A 24,305-nucleotide genomic window follows, 5' to 3' on the forward strand; every position below is an offset into this window, starting at 1 on the left:
CGGCGTTCGATTGGGCGCGCGCTCATGCGGCGGAGTTCGGCGGGCGCACGGATGCCGTGGCCATCGGCGGTGCGAGCGCCGGAGGCAATCTCGCGGCGGGCGCCGCGCTGCGGCTGCGCGACCGGGGCGCGGCCGGTCTGCTGGCGCAGGTGCTCGTGTACCCGGTGCTGCACGCGGTGCTGCCCGAGCCGGACGACGAGCTCGCCGCGATCCTCGCGCAGCAGCCGCCCGCACTGCGGTTCCCGCCGGAGGCGACGCGGGCGATCAACGCGAACTACCTCGGCGGCGCGTCGCCGGACGAGCTCTACGCGTTCCCCGGTGGTCACGATGTGCGCGGAGCGGCGCCGGCGCTCGTCGTGGCCAGCGAGGGCGACGAACTGCGGCCGTCGGCCGAGGCCTACGTCGGGGACCTCGCCCGCAGCGGCGTCGACGTCGAGTACGTCAAGGAGCGCGGCGCGATCCACGGATACCTGAACGTGGTCGGCGACGTCACCGCCGCACGCACCGCGGACCGCATCTCGCGCTTCCTGAACGAGCGCGCCGCCGAGGCGAACGCATGAACGGGGACTGGCTCGGGCTCGGCGGGTCGCGCGTGCTCGTCGCCGGCGCCGGCGGCATCGGCGGCGCCTGCGCGCTCGCGTATGCGGGTGCCGGGGCATCCGTCGCCGTCGTCGACCGCGATCAGCGCGCTCTGGAGTCGATCGGCGCGGAGCTCGCGGCGACCGGCTCGCCCTTCGAGCTGATCCAGGCGGATCTCACCGAGCACGGGGCGGGGAAGCGCGTGGTCGCCGACGCCGTCGAACGGCTGGGCGGGCTCGATGTGCTGCTGCACGCCGTCGGGGTCAACGACCGCCGCCCGATCCTCGAGTTCACGGAGGACGAGTGGGACCACATCCTCCGCGTGAACCTGTCGTCGCTGTTCGGCCTGGCCCAGGCCGCGGGGCGGCACATGGTCGGCCAGGGCCACGGTCGCGTGCTCGCGCTGTCGAGCGTCTCGGGGCTCCTCGCGCACCACTCGCACGGTCCGTACGCCGCCTCCAAGGGAGGCATCAATCAGCTGCTGCGCGTCATGGCGCGCGAGTGGGCGTCCGCAGGGGTCACCGTCAACGCGCTCGCCCCCGGCTACATCGAGACGCCGCTGACCGCGGGTCACCTGTCCAAGCCGGGCAAGCGGGAGGAGCTGGAGAGCCTCGTCCCCGCCGGCCGGCTCGGCACCCCGGACGAACTCACCGGCCCTGCGCTCTTCCTGTCCTCACGTCATGCCGGATTCGTCACCGGCCATGTCATGTACATCGACGGCGGGCGCACGCTCGTCTGACAACTGCCGGTCCCCGAGCTCGTCGAGGGACGGAACGAAGGAGACACCATGACCGACCCGCAGATCTATCCGCGCTTCGCCGGGAAGACCGTGCTCGTCACCGGCGCCGGCACCGGCTTCGGCGCAGAGATCGCCGTTCGCGCCGCGCAGGAGGGCGCGAAGGTCGCCGTGCACTACCGCTCGTCGAAGGCGGGCGCCGAGGCGACGCTGCAGCGTATCCGCGAGGCGGGCAGCGACGGCATCCTGGTCCAGGCCGACATCGGCTCGTGGGACCAGATCAAGCGCATGGCCGACGAGGTGTGGGCGGCTTTCGGGACTCTCGACGTGCTGGTGAACAACGTCGGCGACGTCTCGAGCGAGCAGATGAACTGGGACGAGCTGACGCAGGAGGCCCTCGACGCGGTCATCGACATCGACGTCAAGGGGACGCTCCTCATGACCCATGAGTTCGGCGAGCGGATGCTGGACCAGGGGCACGGCAATATCGTCCAGGTCGGCTCGACCGTGATCGTGCGGGGCTCCGCCCGCGCACCGCAGTACGCGGCCGCGAAGTACGCCATCCTCGGCATCACGAAGTCGTATGCGAAGGCGTTCGCCCCCGCGGTGCGCGTCAACACCTTCGCGCCGGGATTCATGGAGACCGAGCGGCTGCTGAACCGCGAGGACTGGAAGAACGGCCGCCGCGAGGTGCTGCTCTCGCAGACGCCGATGGGCGTCATCCCGCCGCCCGAGTTCGTCACCGGCGCCTGCCTGTGGCTCGCGACCGACGAGGCAGCCCATCTGACCGGCGGCTACATGCTCGCCGACGGCGGATTCAACATGGTCGGCGCCTGAGCGCGGGCCCACCCCCTCTCCTTCGGTCGTTGAGCGAGCGAAGCGAGACGAAACGCACTGAACCAAGGAGAAACCAATGAAGCTCATCACCTTCGACGGCGGCCGCGTGGGCCGTCTGGAACTCGAGGAGGGCGTCGTCATCGAGCTCGACGTGCCCTCGACCCGCGAGTACTTCGAGCGCGGCGGCAAGGTCACCGAGACCGGTGAACGCCTCGCGCACGCCGACGTCCGGCTCGAGGCGCCGATCCGCCCCAAGAAGTTCTTCCACACCGCCGGCAACTTCGCCGACCACCACAACGAGCTGACCGCCGTGGACTGGTCGCATCCCGTACACAAGGGCATCGTGTTCTTCCAGAACGTCGACGCGATCATCGGCCCGGGCGACGACATCGTGTACCCCGACCACCTGACCAAGGAGATGGACTACGAGCTCGAGCTGGCGATCGTGATCGGCAAGTCCGGCAAGTTCTTCGGCCCCGAGGAGGCCGATGACTACATCGCGGGCTTCACGGTGTTCAACGACATCTCCGCGCGCGACATCCAGCGCAAGGAGATGGAGTCCGGCGTCTTCTCGTTCTCGAAGGCCATCGACACGTTCTGCCCGATCGGCCCGTGGATCGTCACGCGCGACGAGGTGCCCGACATGCACGAGCTGCCGATGCAGCTGCGGGTCAACGGCGAGGTGCGCCAGCAGGGCAACACGAACCAGACCCGCATCAAGTTCCCGCACCTGGTGGCGTACCACTCGCCGCAGACCTACACCGCCGGCGACCTCATCACGACCGGCACAATCTCGGGCGTCGCCGCCGTGCAGCCGAATCCGTTCGACTTCTACCTCAAGCCCGGCGACGAGATCGAGGCCGAGATCACCGGCATCGGCACGCTCCGCAACCGGGTGATCAGCTGGGAGGACCGCTACGGCGAGCCCGCTCCGCAGCGGGTCGACTGGTGAGGCTCGCCAACCTCGCCGGCCGCGCCGCCCTCGTCATCGACGGCGGCGCGGTCGACGTCGAGACCGCGTCGGACGGACGCTTCGGCCCAGACCCCCAGGTGCTGTTCGACGACTGGCCGGCGTTCGCGGAGTGGGCCGCGACGATGACGGATGCCTCGTCGGAGGCTGGGCCCACACGGCCAGAGGCTCCGCGCGACGCGCCAGCGGCGCGTGGAGGGGTCGTGGGGACCGTTCCCCTCGACGTCACCGACCTCGGCGCGCCGGTGCCGCGTCCGCGGCAGGTGTTCGCCATCGGGCTGAACTATGCCGAGCACGCCGCGGAGGCGGGCTACCCGCCGGACTCGATGCCCGTCACCTTCACCAAGTTCCCGTCGTCGATCGTGGGGCAGCAGGCCGTGGTCGAGCTGCCTGAAGGCAACGTGGACTGGGAGGTCGAGCTCGTCGTCGTGATCGGGCGCGAGGCGCACAAGGTCGACCGCGAGAGCGCCTGGGATCACGTCGCCGGGCTGACCATCGGCCAGGATCTGTCGGAGCGCATCACCCAGCTGCAGGGTTCCGCGCCGCAGTTCAGCCTCGGCAAGTCGTTCCCGGGCTTCGGTCCGACCGGGCCGTGGCTGGTGACCCCCGACGAGTTCGCCGATCGCGACGACCTCGCCATCTCGTGCCGCCTGTCGGACGAGACCATGCAGTCCTCTCGGACGTCGATGATGCTCTACGACGTGCCCGAGCTGCTCGTGCGGCTCTCGGCCGTCTGCCCGCTGCTGCCCGGCGACATCGTCTTCTCGGGCACGCCGGCCGGCATCGGCAACCGTCGCACACCGCCGCGGTTCCTCACGCCCGACGACGTGCTGGTGAGCGAGATCGAGGGCATCGGCACGCTCACGACACGCTTCACCGTCGCCGACTGACCGCTGGCCGACTGACCGCGACCTCCCGACCGCCTGGCCGATGAGCCCGTTGAAGCGTCCGAGATTTGCGAGGATCCATGACCCCGTACGACCTGCGCGTCGAGTACCTGCACGCGCCGATCGGCGTCGGCACCCGCGAGCCCCGGTTCTCGTGGCTGGTCGACCTCGTCCAGGACGCCTTCGAGCTGGAGGTGTCCACCGGCGGACGGGTCGTCTGGGCGAGCGGTCCGGTGGACGGCTCGAACGCCGGACTCGTCGCCTACGCGGGGGAGCGGCTCGCCTCGAACAGCGCCTGCCGATGGCGCGTGCGCAGCAGGTCGTCCGAGGGCGATTGGTCGGAGTGGGCGGCGTCGACGTTCGAGATGTCCCTCCTCGATCCCGCGGACTGGTCGGCGGAATGGGTCGAACCCGCGCAGCAGGAGGCCGTCGTCGAACGGTGGAGCATCGTGGACTGGGTCCGAGGGCTCGGCCCCGAGGCGCCGCCCGAGGAGCGACTGCGGCCGCCGCAACTGCTGCGCCAGGGGTTCCAGGTCGGCCCGGGCGCGGTGCGCGCCCGGCTGTTCGCCACCGCTCGCGGTGTGTACTCGGCGTTCGTCAACGGCCACCGCGCCGACGACGCTGTGCTCGCGCCGGGCTTCGACAGCTACGCGCAGCGCATCTCGTTCTCGTCGTCCGATGTGACGGCGGCGCTGACCGAGGGCGAGAACGTGCTCGGAGTCGCGCTGGCCGACGGCTGGTGGGCCGGCCGCATCGGTCTCACCGGCTCGAGCGCGCAGTTCGGCACCCGCACGTCGGCGATCTGGCAGCTGCACATCGACTACGCCGACGGCACCACGCAGGTCGTGGCATCGTGCTCCGACGTGCGCAGCACGACGGGCCCCTGGGCGTACGCCGACCTGTTCGTCGGCGAGCGGTTCGACCGCCGCGCCGAGCCGGTGGGATGGCGCAGTCCGGGATTCGACGACGGCGAATGGATGCCGGTGGCCGAGGCCGGCGCCGACCACCAGCTTCTCGTGCCCTTCCGCGGCGAGCCCGTTCGCCGCGTGCTCGAGGTCGCTCCCGTCGCCCTCGTCGAGACAGCGGACGGCACGATCGTGGACTTCGGCCAGGTGCTCGTCGGACGCCTGCGGCTGCGGCTGCGCGACGCGGCGCCGGGGCAGGAGATCGTGCTCGAGCACACCGAGACGCTCGCCGCCGACGGCTCGTGGTTCGAGAACATCGTCGGCATCAACAAGGAGCAGACCGATGTCTATGTCGCCGCGGGCGGCGCCAGCGAAGGGGGTCGAGAGCGCGCCGAGGAGTGGGAGCCGGAGTTCACGTTCCACGGCTTCCGGTACGCGAGGATCAGCGGGCTGACGGCCGCGCTCGTCGCTGATGACGTGGTCGCCGTGGTGCTGGCCAGCGACCTGGAGCAGACCGGCTCGTTCGCGTCATCCGATCCGCGCCTGAACCGCCTGCACGAGAACGTGGTGTGGAGTCAGCGCGGCAACTTCCTCTCGGTGCCCACCGACTGCCCGCAGCGGGAGCGGGCCGGGTGGACGGGCGACATCCAGGCGTTCGTCGGCACCGCGACCGACAACGCGCAGGTCGTTCCGTTCCTCTCGCGCTGGCTCGACAACGTGCGCGCCGACCAGCTGCCCGACGGGCGGATCCCGATCTTCTCGCCGCGCTCGCCGTTCGACGCCGAGGCAGCGGCCGCGGCGCAGGGCATCGGCTCGATCGTCGCGGCGGCCGGCTGGAGCGACGCCATCGCGATCGTGCCGTGGACCCTGTACGAGCGCACCGGAGACCGTCGCGTGCTCGAGGAGAACTACGAAGCGATGCTCCGCTGGATCGAGTACCAGCGCGCGACCGCCGCGGCGGAGCTGCCCGAGGCGCTCGCCGGCACCGAACTCGCGGACGAGCGCAGGCGCGCGCAGTCATCGCTTTACAACACCGGCCTGCACTTCGGAGACTGGCTGACTCCGAGCACGATGGAGGGCCGCCCGGTGCACGAGGCGATCGGGATCGCCCCGGCGCTCACCAGCGAGTATCTCGCGCCGATGTTCCAGGCGCGGACGCTGACGATCGCCGCGCGCGCTGCAGCGGTTCTCGGACGGGATGCGGAAGCCGCAGCCTTCGCCGCGCGTGCTGCCGAGGTGCGCGCGGCCTTCGCCGCCGAGTACATCGACGCCGACGGCGACCTCCCCGTGCACCTGCAGGGGGTGTACGTCCTCGCGCTCGCCTTCGACATGGTCCCGCCCGGGCTGCGTGCCCGCACGGCGGCGCGGCTCGTGGAGCTCATCCGCAAGCGAGGGAACCGGCTCGACACCGGATTCCTCTCCACGCCGTACCTGCTCGACGTGCTGTGCGACAACGGCTACTCCGACGTCGCACGCACGCTGCTGTGGCAGTCCGAGATGCCGTCGTGGCTCTATGAGATCGACCGCGGAGCGACGACGATCTGGGAGACGTGGGATGCGATCTCACCGGACGGCGAGATCCGGCCCATGTCGTTCAACCACTACGCGCCGGGCAGCGTCGACGACTGGCTGTACCGCCGGGTCGCCGGCATCCGCTCCACCTCGCCCGGCTACCGCACCGCGGTGATCGAGCCCGATTTCGATGCGGGCGTGGACGAGGTGCGCGCCCATGTCGGCACGCCCTTCGGCCGATTGGCTGTGGAGTGGACGAGCACGGCGGGCGCTGCTGCTGGGCGCACGCGGCCGGAGGCTCCGCCCTACTCGCCAGCGGGGTCGGCGCTTGGGGGGTCCGCGGGGACGGCACGCGGAGGGGGCGTGGGGACCGTCACCGTCGACGTGCCGTTCGGCGTCACGGCCCGTCTCGTCGCGGGTGGTGTCGACGTCGCGCTCCCGCCGGGGCGCAGCACCCACGCGATCGAGCTCGGCGGATCGTGACACCGCCGGCGGATATCGCCCGATAGCTCGCGCACCTCCTCCACAGGGCGGTCGTGCGCTCTGTGCAGACGGCGCCATCCACAGGCGAGAAAAGAGCTTTGATCTGGGGTTCAAATGTCGGAGGCCCCATCAGAATGGGTGCATGACGAACCTCGCCGCCGCCCTCAGTCTGGTGGTGTCAGTGCGCGAGGAAGACCTGTCCACCGGCCGCGGCCGCGCACACCTGCCCGACGATGACGAGCCGATCTCGCTCGCCGCGGCCCGGCACATCGCGTGCGTCGGCGCGGTGCAGCGGGTCGTGTTCGGCAACTCCTGGACAGCGTCACTCCGCGGCGGCGCCGAGCCTCAGCGCACGCCGCGCATCATCTTCAGCACCGGCTTGGCGGCGGCGAGGAGCGCGAGGCCGAGCACGATCGCGATGCCGCCGAGGATCGTGAAGTACGGCACCTCGTTGGTGGGGTCGTAGAACTGCGCGAGCCAGCCGGCGATCGCGGTGCCGAGGGCGATCGAGAGGAAGTACAGCGCGACCATCTGGGTGTGGAACCGCTGAGGCGCGAGCTTCGTGGTCACCGACAGCCCCGGGGGCGAGATGAACAGCTCGGCGATCGTGAACACCAGGAGGATCAGGACGATCGCGAGGAGCGGCGTGGAGTTCGGCGCACCGTTCGCCCACGGCAGGAACAGCAGGAAGGCGACGCCCATGACCATCGCGCCGAGCGAGAACTTCACCGGCGCTGAGGGTGCCCTGTCGCCGAGTTTGGTCCAGACGGCGGCGAAGACGCCCGACAGGATGATCACGAAGATCGGGTTGATCGAGTTCACCCACGACACCGGCATCTCCCAGCCGAGGATCGTCCGATCGAGCTGCTTGTCGGAGTAGATCGTCAGCACCGTGAACTGCTGCTGGTACAGCGACCAGAATCCGACGTTCACGACGAACAGCGGGATGAAGCCGATGACACGCGAGCGATCGTCGGCGGTGATGGCGCGCGAGGAGATGATGACGGAGAAGTAGGCGATCGCCGCGGCGAGCGTGGCGAGGATCACGATGCCGGCGAGGTTGTCGGCACGGATCACGCCCGTCAGCACGAGCACCACGATGAGCAGCAGTCCGGCGACGCCGATGCCGATCATCACGCCGCGGCGGTTGGCGGGCAGGGGGTTCGCCACCACACGCGACGACGCGGGAAGCTGCTTGCGCCCGAACGAGTATTGGATGAGGCCGATCGCCATGCCGACCGCGGCGGCGCCGAAGCCCCAGTGGAACCCGACGTTGCTCTGCAGGAACCCGGTGACGATCGGCCCGAGGAACGCACCCAGGTTGATGCCGAGGTAGAACAGCGAGAAGCCCGCGTCGCGTCGCGGATCCTTCGGGGAGTAGAGCGTGCCGACGACCGCGGTCGCGTTCGCCTTCAGGCCGCCCGATCCGACGGCGACGAGGATGAGGCCGACGCCGAGCCCCCACACGCTCGGGAGCAGGGCGAGCGCGATGTGACCGGCCATGATCACCCAGGCGCTGAAGAACAGCACCCGCTCCGAGCCGAGCAGGCGGTCGGCGACCCACGCGCCGAGGATCGTCGACAGGTAGACCGTGCCGCCGTACGCGCCGACGATGCCGGTGGCGGTCGCCTCCGGGATGCCGAGCCCGCCGTCCGCGACGGAGTAGTACATGTAGATGAGCAGGATGCCCTGCATGCCGTAGAAGCTGAACCGCTCCCACATCTCGACGCCGAAGATGTGCGCGAGCGCCCAGGGCTGTCCGAAGAACCTCGCGTCGTGGTCGGCCCCGTCGTCCGGTGCGGTGGTTCCCGCTGCGTCAGTTCCGCTCGCCGCAGCGACGGTGCCGGTCCTCGTGGCGTCGCCCGCCGCCGTCGCGCCGTCCGGCGGCCCTACGGGCACCTGCTCGGGCTCGCCACTGCCGGGTCGAGTCCCGTCGTCGTCCTGAAAGCCCTGATCACGCCCGCTCATCGCCCGCTCCCGTCGCCCCGGTGACGTCAGGCTAGCGACCGGGCGCACGAGCCGATAGACCCACCTCGGGCCCTAGTCTGAGCACGACCCCTCACAGGACGGCGCCACATGCGGATCGGAATCATCGGCGGGGGAGCGGCGGGACTCGCGACCGCGTGGCTGCTGGAGCGCGATCACGAGGTGACGCTGTTCGAGCGGGACGACCGCTTCGGCGGTCATGCGCACACGGTCGACATCGAGGTCGAAGGACAGCAGATCCCCGCCGACGCGGGCTTCCAGTTCTTCGCGCCGAGTGCGGCTTACGCGACCTTCAACCGGCTGCTCGACGCGCTCCAGGTCTGCCGCGAGTCGTACCCGGCGACCCTCACCGTGGCCGGCAGCGACGGCACCGGACCGACCGCGATGCCGCCGTTCCGAGGGGTGCGTCCGGTGTGGTCGTCGTTGCGTCCCGAAGCGATCGGCCGGCTGCTGCGCTTCCGATCGTTCCTCGCCGGGATTCCGGCGTTCCTCGCCGAGCACGACACCACCGTCACCATCGCGGAGTACATCGAGCGCAAGCGGCTGCCTCGGTCGTTCGTCGACGGCTTCCTGCTCCCGCTCCTGCTCGCATTCTGGTGCGTCGACCTCGCCGACTTCCGCCGCTTCTCGGCCTACAACGCGCTCTACTACCTCGGAGCCAACCTCCCGAGGGGCCTTCGGCCGCCGGTACAGAGCCAGATCCCGGGCGGACTTCGCGTCTACGTCGAGGCCCTCATCGCCTCCCTCGAGCGGGCGACGCTGCACTCCGGCTCACCGGTCGAGTCCGTCACGCGGGAAGGCGACGGCACTCTCGGGATCGAGGCGGGCGGGGTACGGCATCCGTTCGACCATCTCGTGTTCGCGTGCAGCGCCCGCCAAGCCCATGCGCTGCTTGCTCACCTTCCCGAAGTCGCCGAGCTGACGCAGCAGCTTGCGAGGTTCGACTACTTCACGACGACGATCGCGATCCACGGTGACCGAAGGCTGATGCCGCGCGACGAGGCGGCGTGGTCGGTGGTGAACATCCGCGCGGATGCCGCGCACAGCTCGCTGTCGATCTGGGATCCGGCGCGCGGGCTCCCGGTCTTCAAGAGCTGGGTCACGTACGACGACGTGCTTCCGGAGCCCCTCTATGCCACCGCGACCTACGAGCACGGCCTGATCGACACCGCCTACTTCGACGCCCAGCGGCGGCTGCGCCCGCTCCAGGGGCGCCACGGGATCTCGCTCGCCGGGCTCTATACCGCCGACGCCGACTCGCACGAGAGCGCGATCCTGTCGGCGGTGGCCGTCGCCGAGCGGCTCGCCCCGGACTCCCTCCGCCTCGCGCGCCTGCGGGGCTGACCCGGGTACGTCCTGACGGGCTCAGGCGCTTACGCGACCCCGGCCGGGTGCGCGCACGTCAGGAGGTCACTCGCGGAGGGACGGATGCCGCTCCTCGGGCGCGTGATGGCGCGGGATGAACAGGGCCACCACGAGGGCGACGATCGCGGCGGCCCCGCCGAGGATCAGCGACAGGGTGAAGCCGGTCGTCGTCGGGACCGGGACGCCTTCGAAGTCGACGGTGTAGGTGGCCAGCACCGCGCCGATGACCGCCGCGGCGGTGCTGGTGCCGAGCGAGCGGAACAGGGCATTGAGGCCGTTCGACGCGCCGGTCTCGCTCTGCGGGACCGAGCGCATGATGAGCATCGGCATCGAGGCGTACCCGAAGCCGATGCCGGCACCGATGAGGATGTTCGCGACGAGGATGTGCCACACCTCGGAGGAGAACAGCAGCGTGAAGCCGTAGGCCGCGATCAGCGAGAGCGCGCCGAGCAGCAGCAGGAGCTTGGGCCCGGTGCGGAACGCGATGCGACCGGCGATCGGCGACAGCAGCATCATGACGATCCCCGAGGGCATGACGATCAGGCTCGCGACCAGCAGCGACAGCCCGAACCCGGCGCCGGTCGCAACGGGCAGCTCGAGCATCTGCGGGTACACGACGTTCGAGGCGAAGAGCGAGAACCCCATCGCCACCGAGGCGATGTTCGTCAGCAGCACCGCGGGGCGGGCGGCGACCCGCAGATCGAGCAGCGGCTCGTCGATGCGCAGCTCGAACCATCCCCACAGCAGCAGCACGACCAGCCCGCCGAGCCCGCACACCAGCACCGGCGGGGACCCCCAGCCCCATTCGTTGCCGCGCGAGATCGCCAGCAGGATGCCGATGAGGCCGACCGCGAGTCCAGCGGCGCCGAGGTAGTCGAATCGGCCGGCGGTGCGCAGCACGCTGACCGGCACGATCCAGAGGACGAGCGCGAACACGACGACGCCGAGGCCGGCCGCCATCCAGAACAGCAGGTGCCAGTCGCTGCGCTCGGTGATGAGCGCGCTGATCGGCAGGCCGAGCGCGCCGCCGACGCCGAGCGTCGCGCTCATGAAGGCGATCGCGGAGTCGACGCGGTCCTCATGCAGCACATCGCGCATGATCGAGATGCCGAGCGGTACCACGCCGACGATGGCGCCCTGCAGCGTGCGTCCGACGATGATGCCGACGATTCCCGGCGACAGTGCCGCCACGACCGAGCCGGCGACCATCACTGCGACGAGCACGAGCACGATGCGGCGCTTGCCGTACATGTCGCCGAGTCGCCCCGAGATCGGGGTGATCACGGCGGCCGCCAGCAGCGTCGAAGTGACCACCCACGCCGTGTCCTCGCGGCTGGAGTTCAGCAGCTCCGGCAGCTTGGACTGGATGGGCACCATGAGGGTGAACATGAACGACGAGCAGAGCCCTGCGACGGCCAGCACGGCCACGATGGCGCCCTGCCGAGGCATCCGGGTGAGTCTTCTTCTCGCGTCCTCATCACCCGTGCCCATCGCTTCAGGCTATCGGCGCTCTGGGGCATCGGCTCCGGGGCAGGTGCGCCGGGGCATGCGGTTGTTGAGCGAGCGAAGCGAGACGAAACGCGTGGGTGTGCCGTCAGCGCCGCGCTCAGGCGTTTCGTCTCTGCGTTTCGACTCGCAAGCTCGCTCAACGACCGCGTTCCTCGCTCGCCCAACGACGTCTGATTGCACCGGAGTACCGTGAAGGGATGGCCGAGACCGCGACGCCGCCCGGCATCGACATCCGCCCGCTCGACACCGTCGACGAGGTCCACCGCGCCTCGGAGGTGCTCGCCGAGGTGTGGGGCGGCGACCGCGGTGGCATGCCGCCGAACCTGCTGCGGGCCCTCGCGCACTCCGGCAACTACGCGGTCGGCCTGTACGACGGGGATCGCATGGTCGGGGCATCCGTCGCCTTCTTCGCCGTGCCCTCGGCGCGCTCGATGCACAGCCACATCACCGGCGTGCTGACCGACCACCAGTCTCAGGGGCTCGGCCGCGTGCTGAAGCAGCATCAGCGGGAGTGGGCGCTCTCCCGCGAGGTCGGGCACATCACCTGGACCTTCGACCCGCTCGTCGCCCGCAACGCGCACTTCAACCTCCGGGTGCTCGGCACGCGCGTCACCGAGTACCTCGTGAACCACTACGGTCCGATGGACGACGGCGTCAACCGCGGCGACGAGACGGACCGCATCATGGTGTCGTGGGCGCTCGCCGCGCCGCCCGTGCCGACACCCGGCGACGATCGGGTGGTCGCGTCTGTCGAGATCCCGCACGACATCGAGGCGATGAGGCGCGAAGCGCCGACGGATGCCGCATCCTGGCGCCTTCGCGTGCGCGAAGAGCTCACCGGGCACCTGGCCGAAGGCCTCGTGATCGGCGGCTTCGACGACGCGCGCGGGTACCTGCTCGTTCCCGGTCGTTGAGCGAGCGCGCGGACTCCGATCCCCGGTCGTTGAGCGAGCGAGCGCGGACTCCGATTCCCGGTCGTTGAGCGAGCGAGCGCGGACTCCGATTCCCGGTCGTTGAGCGAGCGAGCGCGGACTCCGATTCCCGGTCGTTGAGCGAGCGAGCGCCAGCGAGCGAGACGAAACGCCTCGAGCACGCCGAAGACGTTTCGTCTCGCTTCGCTCGCTCAACGACCGGGTGGCTCCTTCGTGGGGTCGCCGGGTCGCACGTCGGCGTCGTCGCGGATGTCGATGCGCGTGACGCCCTCGCGATGAGTGACGTCGATGCGCGGGTCGGCGTCGGACTCCACGGCGTCCGGCGCCGACGTGAGCTGGTCGCGGCGCTTCTCCTCCTCGGTCATCCCGGTGTCGTCGGTCTCATCGGTGTCGTCGGTGTTGTCAGGGGCGTTCATGGTCATCCTTTCCGCCACTCGTCGCTCTTCAGGTGGGAGCCTGCCTGCGGGCCCATCTGCAGCATTCCGCCGTCGACGGTCCAGCTCGCGCCGGTCACATAGCTGGCCGCCGGAGACGCGAGGAACGCGACGACCGCGGCGATCTCGTCGGGCTTTCCTGGGCGCCCGAGCGGGATGCCCGGGCGGCGGGTGCGCTCGGCGTCCTCGGGTTCCTGATCGGTCAGCGGCGTCGCGATCTCGCCCGGAGCGACGGCGTTCACCGTGATCGCATGCTCGCCGAGCTCCTGAGCCATCGTCTCGATGAGGCCGCCGAGGCCGTGCTTGGCCGCGACGTACGCCGATCCCACGCGCGGCTGCGTCTCGTGCACGCTCGTGATCGCGACGAGGCGCCCGCCGGCCCCCGCGCGCACCATGTGCCGGGCGGCCGCCTGCAGTCCGGCGAAGGCGCCGTCGAGGTTGAGGGCGACGACCTGACGCCAGTCCTCGATCGAGACCTCGAGGAACGGTCCACCCGAACCGCCGCCCGCGTTGTTCACGAAGACGTCGAGCCCGCCGAGCCGCTCGACGAGCCCGCCGATCGTGCCCGCGACCTCGTCGAGCCTGGTGGCGTCGAACCGCGTCACCTCGGCCCGCTGCCCGCGCTCGCGCACGGCGGCGGCGGTGCGCTCGGCGCCTTCCTTATCGCTGTGCCACGTGATGCCGACGTCGAGCCCCGCGTCGGCCAATGCCAGCGCGGTCGCCTGCCCGATGCCCGAGTCCGAGGCGGTCACGATCGCGTGCCGCGGGGCGAAGTCGAAGGTGTCCATGCGCCCGACGCTACGAGCGTGCTCGGACTGCGCGCACGGGGTTGCCATCGGGACGACGACCGGCTACTGATCCTCGGCGCACTTACGGGCGGTTCGCACACCGCCGGCGAGGCACCCTGCGGTGCCGGGTGGCGCGGCCGGGCGCACCGCAGTTGAACTGCCCTTCCGCAGGCGGAATCCTGCCCACTTCGTCCTGCGGAAGCGTGAATCTCCTGCGCAACAACCCCTGCAGTCGTAGGCTCTCGCCCATGCCTCCCGCACCCGCGTACCGCGCGCACTTCGACTTCGACATCCGCTTCGCCAACGGGGGCGGCCTGTCGGGCACGGGGTTCCGGCTCGACCTGCCCTCGCCCGAGCTCACGCAGGACGAGATCGCGCGCCTGCTGATCGTGCACCTCGGGCTCGCGCTCGTCGACGAGGTGGAGCTGCGCGGCCTTCGGGTCGTCGAGGAGGCGCACCGTGGCAGCCGCGGCGTCGAGACGGTTCCGGATGCCGCAGCTTACGGCTCGTCGACCCGCATCGTGGATCTCAGCCATCCGATCCGGGCCGGTCTCGTGACGTACCCGGGGCTCCCCGCGCCGACAATCACACCCCACCTCACCCGTGAGGACTCGCGTGCCCGCTACGCGCCGGGCACCGAGTTCGCGATGGACGTCATCCACATGATCGGCAACACCGGCACGTACCTCGACTCGCCGTTCCACCGGTACGCCGCCGGCCCCGACCTGGCAGGCCTCGACATCTCGTCGCTCGTCGGCCTTCGCGCCGAGGTGTTCCACCTCGAGGACGCGTGGGATGTCGGGCGCCGAGGCATCCGTTCGTCCACGCTCGCCGATCGTGACGTGCGTGGAGCCGCCGTGCTGCTGCACACCGGCTGGGACCGGTGGTTCGGGCAGCCGGAGTACGGGACCGGCGCGCCGTACCTCACCGGCGAGGCCGCGCAGTGGCTCGTCGATGCCGGCGCGGTGCTCGTGGGCATCGACTCGGTCAACATCGACGACACCGAGTCGGGAGGTGAGCGGCCCGCGCACAGCCTGCTGCTCGGCGCCGGTGTGCACGTCGTGGAGCACCTCACGAACCTTGCGGCAGTGCCGCCGCGCGGCGCGCGGTTCACCGCGGCCCCGCCCGCGGTCGAGGGCTTCGGCACGTTCCCGGTGCGCGCCTTCGCCGAGCTCCCCGCCTGACCTGTCAGGAATCGCGAAAGGGTAGATTTCCTCACGCCCGCGCGCGCGGAAATCTACCCTTTCGCGATTCCGGATGTCGGAACCCCCTCGTACCGTGAAGACATGGACGCGGTACGTGTGACGTATCAGCCCCGGCATGCGGGCCTCTTCTCGTGGGAACGAGGAGAAGAGATGCGCGAGCACATCGAGACACTGATCATCGCCCTAGGCGACGGGTGGCGGCACACGGAGCACCGCACCGCACCGCGGGAACCCCGACGCCGTCGGCCCCGCATCGCACGGTCGACCTACATCCCGGTCCGGCGCGACGTCGTCGACGCGCGCTTCGCCCACTGACCCCGTCAGCCACGAACTTCTCGTACGTCTCGTGGGGCGAGATCGCCGACGCGCTCGGGCTGAAGGTCGACACCGCACCGCGCAACGACCCGCGCTTCCGCTGAGGGCCGTGCGCCCGGCCGCCGTGGGGGCGGCGGCCGGGCGTACGCTGAGCGCATGCCCATCGCCCGGCCTGCGGCATCCGTCGCCCTCGAAGGATTCGAGCTGCGGGTGCTGCACCTGCCGCTCGTCGCCCCCTTCACGACGTCGTTCGGGACCGAGACGGTGCGCGAGGTGATCGTCGTCCGCGCGCTGACGTCCAGTGGCGACGGGTGGGGCGAGATCGTCACACAGGCCGACCCGCTGTACTCCAGCGAGTACACGCAGGGCGCGTGGGACGTCGCGCTGCGCTTCCTCGTGCCGGCGCTGCTCGACGGTGCCGTGGGCGACCGTGCCGTCCGTGAGCCCGGCCTGCTCGCCCCCGACGACGTCGCGGGAGTGCTCGAGCCCTTCAAGGGTCACCGCATGGCGAAGGCCGGGCTCGAGCTGGCGGTGCTCGATGCCGCCCTCCGTGCCGAGGGCCGGAGTCTCGGCGAGTACGTCGGCGCGGTGCGCGACCGCGTGCCGAGCGGGGTCTCCGTGGGCATCCAGCGCGACCCCGCAGCCCTCGTCGACACCGTGCGCGGGTATCTCGACGAGGGGTACGTGCGCATCAAGATCAAGATCAAGCCCGGTCGCGACGTCGGCGATACGGCGGCGGTGCGCGACGCCTTCGGCACGATCCCGCTTCAGGTCGACGCGAATTCGGCCTACACGCTGGCGGATGCCGACACCCTGGCCGAGCTCGACCGCTTCGACCTCCTCCTGATCGAGCAGCCGCTGCAGGAGGACGACCTCGTCGACCACGCGACGCTGGCCCGGCGCCTCCGCACGCCGGTGTGCCTGGACGAGTCGATCGTGTCCGACAAGGCCGCGGCCGACGCGCTGGCGCTGGGCTCGGCATCCGTCGTCAACATCAAGGCGGGACGGGTCGGCGGCTACCTCGAAGCGGTCCGCATCCACGATCGCTGCCTCGCCGCCGGAGTGCCGGTGTGGTGCGGCGGCATGCTCGAGACCGGCATCGGGCGGGCCGCCAACGCCGCGCTCGCCGCCCTCCCGGGTTTCACGCTGCCGGGCGACGTGTCGGCGTCGAGCCGTTTCTACACGCGTGACATCGTGACCGAGCCTGCGGTGCTCGAGGACGGTCACGTGCGCGTGCCGACAGGCCACGGCCTCGGCGTAGAGATCGATCCCGTGGCGCTCGACGATTTCACCGTCGCCCGCGAGACGCTGACGCGGTAGCCGCCGGAGCCCCCGTGATGTCCGCCGTGAGTGCCGTTCCCAGGAAGGCGGAACGGATGCCGCGGCCGGCCGCTTCGCCGGGGGCACAGCTCGCCGCGGCCCTGAGAACGGCACGGGTCACGGCGCGCACCCGGCGCATCGCGGCGGGGGCGATGGTGGCGGCAGGCCTCGTGCTCTCTGGATGCGCCGGACCGCCCGCGGTGAGCCCCGACCCCGCATCCACCCTTCCGCCCGCGGTGAGCCCCAACCCCGCATCCACCCTGCCGGAGGGGGTGACCGTCGAGCTCGCGCAGCTGCGCGCCGACGTCGCGCCGCGGCAGGCGCAGGTGCGCGTCGCGAACGGGTCCGACATCGCCCTCAAGGTGAGGGGTGTGCGGGTCGACGATCCGCGGTTCGAAGGCCCGGCGACCCGGGTGATCCCCGATCGCGCGAGCACGATCCCCCCTGGTGGCCTCGTCGACATCCGCGTGCAGCTGCCGCCCGTCGACTGCACGGCGCCCGACGACGGAGAGGCGGAGGTGGTGCTCGAGATCGTCGGAGAGTCGTCGTCGGCCGAGGTCACGGTGCCCGCTCCCGATGCGCTGGGCTTCCTGGCTCCGCTGCACGCCCGCGAATGCCTCCAAGAGCGGATGTCGGATGCTGCGACCCTGGCGTTCACCGGCTTCCAGCCGTCGGCGCCCGGTGAGCCCGCCGCGCTCGAGCTGACGGTGACCCCCGCCGGCGCGGGCGAGGCCACCGTCGTCGGGCTGGAGCGCACGAACCTGCTGGAGTTCGCCGGCTCGTCCGCGCAGGGCGAGCTGTATCCGCTCGACCTGCACGTCGCGGCCACGGACACTGAGCCCGTCGTCGTGCAGATCCCGCTGCTGCCGTTCCGCTGCGACCCGCACGCGGTGCTGGAGGACAAGCGCGGCACGATCTTCGATGTGCGCGTGGAGCACGAGGGCGAGTCCGGCGAGTTCACGCTGTTCGTCGGCGACGAGCTGCGCGGCCGGATCCTCACGTGGGTCGGCGACTGGTGCGGCTTCGGCAGCTGATCGGGTTCGTCTCGCCGGCGCTCGCTCGACCGACGGCCGAGGCCCGGGCTCAACGTCGCGGTCGTCGGATCGAACGCGCTCGAGGTGCCCGTCGAGCGATCGCTTCGGACGTCGACGGCATGCCAACGGCCGGCCGCCCGAGGGCGACCGGCCGTGGGGTGTCGGCGCCGGCTACCTCACGGTCACCGTGATCGGCTTCGAACTGGTCGCCCCGGCTGCGTTGGCGAACTCGGCGACGTAGGTGTACGTGCCCGGTGCGCGTCCCGCGACGGCGGTCTTCGCCTGCTGCGCGTTCGGAGACGCGGCGACGAGGGTCTGCTCGTCGATCACCACGCCGTTCTCGTACAGCTTGTAGCTCGTTCCGTTCGTGCCCCACCACAGGTCGGCGGTGACCGTGTAATTGCCGTCCCTGTCCTTGTTGTCGTGGGACAGCACCGGCACTGCGGGTGCGGCATCCGCCACCTTCACGGTGACCGATGACGTCGCGGTGGTGCCGACGGCGTTGATCAGCTCGCCCGTGTAGACGTAGGTGCCGTTGGGCTTGCCGGTCACGTCGACTGTCGAGACCTGCGCGTTCGGCGAGTTGGCGTCGAGCAGCTTCGTCGAGACCAGCGCGCCGTTCTCGTACAGCTTGAACACCGCCCCGTTGACCCCGTGCCACAGGTTCATCGACACCGTGAACGTGCCGTCGTGCAGGCCGTCCTCCCAGCCGGAGTTGGTCGACAGGATGCCGCGGGCCGGTGCCGCTGTCGGGCCCTCGTCGTCGAACACGAGCAGCCGCACCGACGCCTGGGTCACCAGGCCGTCGTGGTTGACCGCGTTCACCGTGAGGGTGTGCGTGCCCACCTTGTCTGCGAGGTCGATCGCCTGACCCGGTGCGACGGGCACGCCGTCGAACGCGATGTCGAGGTTGCGCACGCCCGACTCCGGGTCGTCCGCAGTCACCGCGACGGTGAAGTCCGACGTGCTCGGCAGCAGCGTGCCGTCGGCGGGGAGGCCGGCGAGCAGCGGTGCCGTGGTGTCGGTCGCCCCCGAGGGGTCGCCCGTCACCGCGATGCGCGGTGCCGGCGGCTGGGCCATGCCGTCGCCGAGGAAGAAGCTGGTCTGCGGCGGCTGGTTGTAGCCGGTGTTCTGCCACGCGACCGACAGGCGGTAGACCGGGTCGTGCATCAGCGTGCGCAGGCGCAGGTCGGTCTCGTCGGTGGTCGAGTAGATCCGCAGCTCGCTCGAGTCGGCCGAGCGCCACGCGATCTCCTCGCGCCAGTCGCCGAACAGGTCGGCCTGCAGGTTGGGCGTCCCCTTCGTGTCGTTGTTCGAGAGGGCGCCGTCCGCGCGCAGGATCACCTCCGCCGACTGCGACTCCGCGTCCCACTTCGAGACGGTCGGTACGCCGGTGCGCGGGCCGTCGTCGAACTCGTGGTCGACGATCTCGCGCAGCGGGTCGCCGTCGAACCAGGCCAGGAAGTTCGCGGCCGGGATCACGTTGCCGGTCCGCTCGCCGTCGGCCGACACGAGGTAGCCCTCGCGCGAGTTCCACGCGGCGTCACCGCCGACGGCCCAGCCCTCGGCACCCGCGTAGCGCGGATCGATGTCGGCGGATGCCGCGCGACCGGTGTCGCGATCCGCCGGGATGTCCCAGAGGATCTCGCCGGTGCGCGCGTCGCGCATCGTGGCCCCGCGGTTCTCGGACGCGGTCATGTTCTCGTGCGCCGCGAACACCTCGAGCCCGGGGTTCGAGGGGACGAGGTCCGACACGTGCAGGGCGTCGCCGTGGCCGAGGCCGGTGGCGTACAGCACGTCACCGTCGTCGTCGATCGTCGCCGAGCCGAAGACGATCTCGTCCTTGGCGTCGCCGTCGACATCGGCCACCGACAGGTTGTGGTTGCCTTCGCCGTAGAGCCCCTCGTTGCCCGCGTCGTTCGAGTCGAGCACCCACCGCTCGGTGAGTTGCGCGCCGTCGAAGTCATAGGCGGCGACGACGGCCCGCGTGTAGTACCCGCGGGTGAAGACCGCGCTCGGGTGCTCGCCGTCGAGGTAGGCGGTCGCCGCGAGGAACCGGTCGACGCGGTTGCCGTAGGCGTCGCCCCAAGCCCCGACGTCGCCGCGCGGCGGAACGTAGTCCACCGTGTCGAGCGCCGCGCCGGTGGCACCGTCGAAGACCGTGAGGTACTCCGGCCCCTGCAGCACGTAGCCCGAGCTGTTGCGGTGGTCGGCGCCCGCGTTCCCGATCGGCTGCCCGATGCCGTCGATGGTGCCGTCGCCCGTCTTGGCCATGAGCTCCGCGCGGCCGTCGCCGTCATAGTCGTACACCTGGAACTGCGTGTAGTGCGCGCCGGCGCGGATGTTGACGCCGAGGTCGATGCGCCACAGCCTGGTGCCGTCGAGGCGGTAGGCGTCCAGGTAGACGTTCCCGGTGTACCCGGCGGACGAGTTGTCCTTCGAGTTCGTCGGGTCCCACTTCACGAACAGCTCGTACTGCCCGTCGCCGTCCGCGTCGCCGACGCTTACATCGTTGGCGCGGTAGCCGTGCGGCTGCCCGTCCTTCGTGTACGCGTCGGCTGGCTTCTGCAGGGCGACCGAGCGATACGCCGCGGTCTGCACGCCGAACTCGGCGGTCTCGGTGGTCTCGACTCCGTCCAGCACCTTCGTGAGGAAGTACACGGATGCCGCGTCCCCGGCCTTGTCGAGATAGTTCGTCGAGTCGGTGATCGGCGTCGTCGTGACGCGTGCGCCGTCGCGGTAGACGTGGAACGCAACGCTGTCGGGATCGGTGCCGAGCATGCGCCACGACACCAGGTTGCCGGCATCCGTCGCCACCGCCACAGGGGCGCGGTCGAGGTACTCGGCCTGCCGCTGCAGCACCGTGACCGCCTCGGTCTTCAGCTGCGCGGATGCCGCACCGGCGCCACCCGCATTCACCGCGACGACCGTGTAGAAGTACGGGACGGTGGTGAGCACGTCGGTGTCGGTGAAGCGGCTCGTGTCGGCGATGCCCACGAGTTCACCGCGCTCGCCGTCCACTTCGGAGCGGAACACCAGGTAGTACTGCGCGCCGAGCGGCTGGGCCCACGACAGCTCCACGGAGTTCTTGTCGATGCTCTCCACGGCGAGGCCGCTGGGCGCGGCGGGCGGCGCCACGTCGGCGTCGATGAACGAGACCTCGACTGTGGCGGACGGCACGGACTCGAGCTTCGTCTGGTCGACGGCGGTCACGTGGTAGTCGTAGTCGAGTCCGACGCGGGCGGTCGTGTCCGCGAACCCCGGCTCCGCGACGGCGCCGATCAGCACCGGCTCGTCGTCGAAGGGCGACTGGCGGTAGACGTTCCAGGTGAGGCCGGGCTCGGCATCCCAGGCCAGCGACACGCTGGGTGCCGCCGGGTCGGTGTTCAGGTCGGTGACCTCGAGGCCCACGGGCCCCAGCAGGATCGGCGTGATCTCCAGGCCGTTGAGCCGCGTGCCCGCCGCGGCGCCGTAGGCCTCGACGTTCAGCTGCCCGTCGGTGACGAGGAACGGTCCGCGCAGGGTCTCGTTGACCGCGCCGCGGCCGGCGTTGCCGGTGCCGGCCTCCTTGCCCTCGACGCGGAAGGTGGTGCGCGTCGAGCCGATCCAGTCGCCGGAGTACGTCTTCACCGAGTACGTGCCGTTGGGCACGTCGAGTGCGAAGGTGGACGAGTCGCCCGGCAGCACGAAGTCCCGCACGAGGTCGTTCGAGCCCTCGGCGGCGCCGCGGTCGCGGCCCGCGTTCGCGGCCAGGGTGTTGAGGAACCCGAAGCCGCGCTCGGCGGTGTACGCGAGGTCGGGAGTGACCTCGGTGTAGCCGGGCATCAGCGGATTGCCGGCGAGCTGGAAGTCGTACTTGTACAGCGCCTGCTTGGTGGTGAAGGTGACCACGGCGCTCGGCTCGGACTCGCCGCGGCCGTTCACCGCGACCACCCGGTAGCGGTAGCCGGTGCCCTCGGCGAGGCCCTGCACGATCGAGCTCGTCTGCGTGACCATGCCCACGAGCGACCACGTCGGCTCGGGGTCCGCGACGGCCTGGCGGTAGATCTTGTAGATGTCGGCCGTCGGCGAGGCGTCCCACTGCAGGGTCGCGCCGCCGTTGCTGATCGCACCCGCGACCAGGTTCTGCGGGGCGACCGGCACCTCGGCGGGCGGTGCGATGTCGGCGACCTTGGCCGCCAGAGGGGTGTCGAGCGACGCCACGTCCTGGGCGACGAGGCGAGCCATCTGGATCGCGCCGTACTCCTGGAAGTGCGTGTCGTCGACGGTGCCGGCCGGCCGGTTCGGGAAGACGCCCGGGTCGACGTGCAGGAACACCGCCTTCGCCGCCTCCGGGCCGATCTCGTCCAGATAGGCGCGGCTCGAGGCCGAAAGGTCGGCCAGCAGCACGTCCTCCTCGACCGCGAGTTCGGTCATCTTCGCGACGTACTCGGGGAAGCTGAGGTTGAAGAGGCCCGTCTCGGCGTTGAACGACCGGCGCGAGACCGGCGTGACCAGGATCGGGGTCGCACCGCGCTGGCGCGCACCCTCGACATAGACCCGCAGGTACTCCTTGTAGTCCGCGGGGCTCGCGTACCGGTCGTCGACACCCTGGGTGGCATCGTTGTGCCCGAACTGCACGAAGAGGTAGTCGCCGGGACGGATGCTGCGCAGCACCTCGTCGAGACGGCCCTGGGTGAGGAAGTTCTTCGACGAGCGTCCGCCGATGGCGTGGTTGGCGAAGGCGATGTCGTCGGCGAAGAACCGGTCGATCATCTGGCCCCAGCCGGCCTGCGGAGCGTATGCGATCGGGTCGTACGTCTGCACCGTCGAGTCGCCGGTGAGGTACGCCGTCGAGATGGCGCCGGCGACCCGCGCCGGCAGGCGCGTGATCGTCAGGGCGTTGACGGCCGGCGCGTCGCCCGCGAACTGCAGGGTGAGGGTGCCGTCGACGAGGGCGATCGTGAACGACATGTCGAGGTACGAGCCCGCCGTCTGCGGGTTGGCGAGCACCTTCGCGATGCTCTCGGCCGTCACCGTGGTCGTCGTCGCGGCTGCGGCGTCTCCCGAGACGAGCCGCACCGAGTAGTCGCCGGCGCCGAGGTCCACCTCGAAGGTCGCACCGGCGGCGGCCACGAAGTCGCCACGCAGGGCATCGTCTCCGCCGCGGTCGACGTCCGGCGTCGCCGACGTGGGAGCGGTCGAGAAGCCGTAGCCCCACTCGGCGTTGAACGCCGTCGACGACGTGACCGGCAGCGCGCCGTCGGCGACCTGACCCGGACCGAAGTCGAAGGTCACGACGTCGCCCTCGGGCAGCGGCGCGGGCGCGATGTACGCGGGTGAGATCACCGCGGGCGAGGGCGCCGACGAGCCGGCCTGGTTGCGTGCGCTGACGCGGTAGGTCCACTGCTGCGCGGTCTCGGCGGCATCCGTGTATCCGGGCGTCGAGACGGTCGCGCGGCTCGAGAAGACGCCGTCCGCGCCGGCGCGCTCGACGATGTACTCATCGCCGTTCGCGACCGCGGTCCACGTCAGCAACACGGCGTCGCGCGTGACCTGCGCCACCGCGAGGTCGGCGGGAGCGGCGGGGGCGACCAGTTCGGGGATGACTCCCGAGCGCACTTCGGCCGAGGGTGCGGAGGTGCGCCCCTTGTCGTCGACGGTCACCACGGCATAGGCGTATGAGCCGGCTGCCGCCACCGACGCGTCGGTGTGGGCGGGCTCGGTGGTCTCGGCGATCTGCGCGAATTCGCCGGTGACGTCGTTCCCGACGTCGGCACGCAGCACCCGGTACTTCGCGGCGCCGTCGACGGCGGTCCACGTGAGGTCGACGCCGTTCCACGCGACGCGCGCCGTGGCGAGTCCGGTCGGGGCGTCGGGCACGACGGGTGCGACCACGAGGCCGTTCACGTACGCGCCGAGTCCCGAGCCGGCGAAGCCGATGGTGAGCTGGCCGTCGGTGACGGACGTCGGGAACGTCTCCGTGAGGTTGAGCCCCCTCGCCGATAGCAGCCGCGTCTGCGCGACACCCTCGAGGGTCACAGTGGCGTTGGTGCCGGATGCCGAGCTCAGACCGTCGCCGATCGTCACGGTGACCTCGTAGTCGCCTTCCGGCACGCCGTCGAGCTGGAAGCCCCAGTTCGTGCCGGCGACGAAGTCGTCCTCCATCGCGCCGGCGGGCGAGCCGTCCGTGCTGCGGTCGCGGTCGAACAGCGTCGCGCCGTCGGGGAGGGTGATGCCCCACCCCGACTCCGCGGTGTACCGGGTCGAGGTGAGCACCTGCTGGTAGCCGTCGGCGACCGCGCTCGTGGCCGTGCCGAAGTCGAAGCGCCAGGCGCCGTCCTCGGCGGGCGGGAGCGCGGCCGCGGCGGGCGTCGCGGTGATCAGCGACGCCACGACGACGGCAGCGCCGGCGATCGCGGTGAGGCGGAGCCCACGGCGGGGAGCGCGGGGCGTGGTGGCGTGTTCAGCGGGTCGCGGTGCGCCGGCGGCGCGTGCGGACACGTGGGGCACGGTTCCTCCTGTTGTC

17 protein-coding genes are annotated in these 24,305 nt (G+C 70.9%); 12 read left to right on the forward strand and 5 right to left on the reverse strand.

Annotated features, from left to right (window positions below; translation table 11 throughout):
- From B1729_RS15565 to B1729_RS15590, 6 genes are all read left to right on the forward strand, one after another.
- On the forward strand, positions 1–560 hold a 560-nt coding region (locus tag B1729_RS15565; protein ID WP_163633671.1), incomplete at its 5' end, for an alpha/beta hydrolase fold domain-containing protein.
- Positions 557–1,318 (forward strand): SDR family oxidoreductase, encoded by a 762-nt coding sequence (locus B1729_RS15570; RefSeq protein ID WP_163633673.1) that lies wholly within the window; start codon positions 557–559, stop codon positions 1,316–1,318. The genes B1729_RS15565 and B1729_RS15570, both read left to right, overlap by 4 nt.
- Positions 1,319–1,366: 48 nt before the next feature.
- Positions 1,367–2,152: an SDR family NAD(P)-dependent oxidoreductase gene (locus B1729_RS15575; protein ID WP_163616919.1), complete on the forward strand. Its 786-nt coding sequence runs from the start codon at positions 1,367–1,369 to the stop codon at positions 2,150–2,152.
- 76 nt (positions 2,153–2,228) lie between these two features.
- Positions 2,229–3,104: a fumarylacetoacetate hydrolase family protein gene (locus B1729_RS15580; protein ID WP_163633675.1), complete on the forward strand. Its 876-nt coding sequence runs from the start codon at positions 2,229–2,231 to the stop codon at positions 3,102–3,104.
- Positions 3,101–4,012, forward strand: a complete 912-nt coding sequence (locus B1729_RS15585) for a fumarylacetoacetate hydrolase family protein (protein WP_163633677.1) — start codon at positions 3,101–3,103, stop codon at positions 4,010–4,012. Before B1729_RS15580 ends, B1729_RS15585 begins: the two co-directional genes overlap by 4 nt.
- A gap of 77 nt (positions 4,013–4,089) precedes the next feature.
- Positions 4,090–6,909 (forward strand): family 78 glycoside hydrolase catalytic domain, encoded by a 2,820-nt coding sequence (locus B1729_RS15590; RefSeq protein ID WP_163633679.1) that lies wholly within the window; start codon positions 4,090–4,092, stop codon positions 6,907–6,909.
- A 345-nt stretch (positions 6,910–7,254) separates the two neighbouring features.
- Here B1729_RS15590 and B1729_RS15595 read toward each other — a convergent pair whose 3' ends face one another.
- Positions 7,255–8,877, reverse strand: a complete 1,623-nt coding sequence (locus B1729_RS15595) for a peptide MFS transporter (protein ID WP_163633681.1) — start codon at positions 8,875–8,877, stop codon at positions 7,255–7,257.
- Positions 8,878–8,985: 108 nt separating this feature from the next.
- On the opposite strand from B1729_RS15595, the gene B1729_RS15600 reads away from it, so the two are divergent.
- A complete protein-coding gene (locus B1729_RS15600) occupies positions 8,986–10,239 on the forward strand; it encodes an FAD-dependent oxidoreductase (RefSeq protein WP_163633683.1) in 1,254 nt (417 codons plus the stop codon).
- Between the two features lie 66 nt (positions 10,240–10,305).
- Here the strand turns inward: B1729_RS15600 and B1729_RS15605 are convergent, their stop codons facing one another.
- Positions 10,306–11,709, reverse strand: a complete 1,404-nt coding sequence (locus B1729_RS15605; protein ID WP_163616925.1) for an MFS transporter — start codon at positions 11,707–11,709, stop codon at positions 10,306–10,308.
- 257 nt (positions 11,710–11,966) lie between these two features.
- Here B1729_RS15605 and B1729_RS15610 point away from each other — a divergent pair, with 257 nt between their 5' ends.
- Entirely contained in the window at positions 11,967–12,683 is a 717-nt protein-coding gene (locus B1729_RS15610) for a GNAT family N-acetyltransferase (protein WP_163633685.1), read from the forward strand.
- A 209-nt stretch (positions 12,684–12,892) separates the two neighbouring features.
- Here B1729_RS15610 and B1729_RS15615 read toward each other — a convergent pair whose 3' ends face one another.
- Together B1729_RS15615 and B1729_RS15620 are read right to left on the reverse strand one after the other, a co-directional pair.
- Positions 12,893–13,117, reverse strand: coding sequence for a hypothetical protein (locus B1729_RS15615; protein WP_239539670.1), 225 nt, complete (start codon positions 13,115–13,117; stop codon positions 12,893–12,895).
- Positions 13,118–13,119: 2 nt separating this feature from the next.
- Positions 13,120–13,923, reverse strand: coding sequence for an SDR family oxidoreductase (locus B1729_RS15620; protein WP_163633689.1), 804 nt, complete (start codon positions 13,921–13,923; stop codon positions 13,120–13,122).
- 248 nt (positions 13,924–14,171) lie between these two features.
- Here B1729_RS15620 and B1729_RS15625 point away from each other — a divergent pair, with 248 nt between their 5' ends.
- The 4 genes from B1729_RS15625 to B1729_RS15640 all read left to right on the forward strand — a co-directional run bounded on the left by B1729_RS15625 (position 14,172) and on the right by B1729_RS15640 (position 17,797).
- Positions 14,172–15,107 (forward strand): cyclase family protein, encoded by a 936-nt coding sequence (locus tag B1729_RS15625; protein ID WP_163633691.1) that lies wholly within the window; start codon positions 14,172–14,174, stop codon positions 15,105–15,107.
- Positions 15,108–15,209: 102 nt separating this feature from the next.
- Positions 15,210–15,443: a hypothetical protein gene (locus B1729_RS15630; protein WP_163616930.1), complete on the forward strand. Its 234-nt coding sequence runs from the start codon at positions 15,210–15,212 to the stop codon at positions 15,441–15,443.
- A gap of 156 nt (positions 15,444–15,599) precedes the next feature.
- Positions 15,600–16,763 carry an o-succinylbenzoate synthase gene (menC, locus tag B1729_RS15635; protein ID WP_163633693.1) on the forward strand — a complete coding sequence of 388 codons (1,164 nt, stop codon included), beginning with the start codon at positions 15,600–15,602 and terminating at the stop codon, positions 16,761–16,763.
- 56 nt (positions 16,764–16,819) lie between these two features.
- Positions 16,820–17,797: a hypothetical protein gene (locus tag B1729_RS15640; RefSeq protein WP_204318944.1), complete on the forward strand. Its 978-nt coding sequence runs from the start codon at positions 16,820–16,822 to the stop codon at positions 17,795–17,797.
- Positions 17,798–17,968: 171 nt separating this feature from the next.
- On the opposite strand, the gene B1729_RS15645 is transcribed toward B1729_RS15640, so the two are convergent.
- Positions 17,969–24,280 (reverse strand): fibronectin type III domain-containing protein, encoded by a 6,312-nt coding sequence (locus B1729_RS15645; RefSeq protein WP_163633703.1) that lies wholly within the window; start codon positions 24,278–24,280, stop codon positions 17,969–17,971.
- Between the last annotated feature and the right edge of the window lie 25 nt (positions 24,281–24,305).

Source organism: Microbacterium sp. B35-04 (assembly GCF_010634885.1).
In the GTDB taxonomy this organism is placed as follows: domain Bacteria; phylum Actinomycetota; class Actinomycetes; order Actinomycetales; family Microbacteriaceae; genus Microbacterium.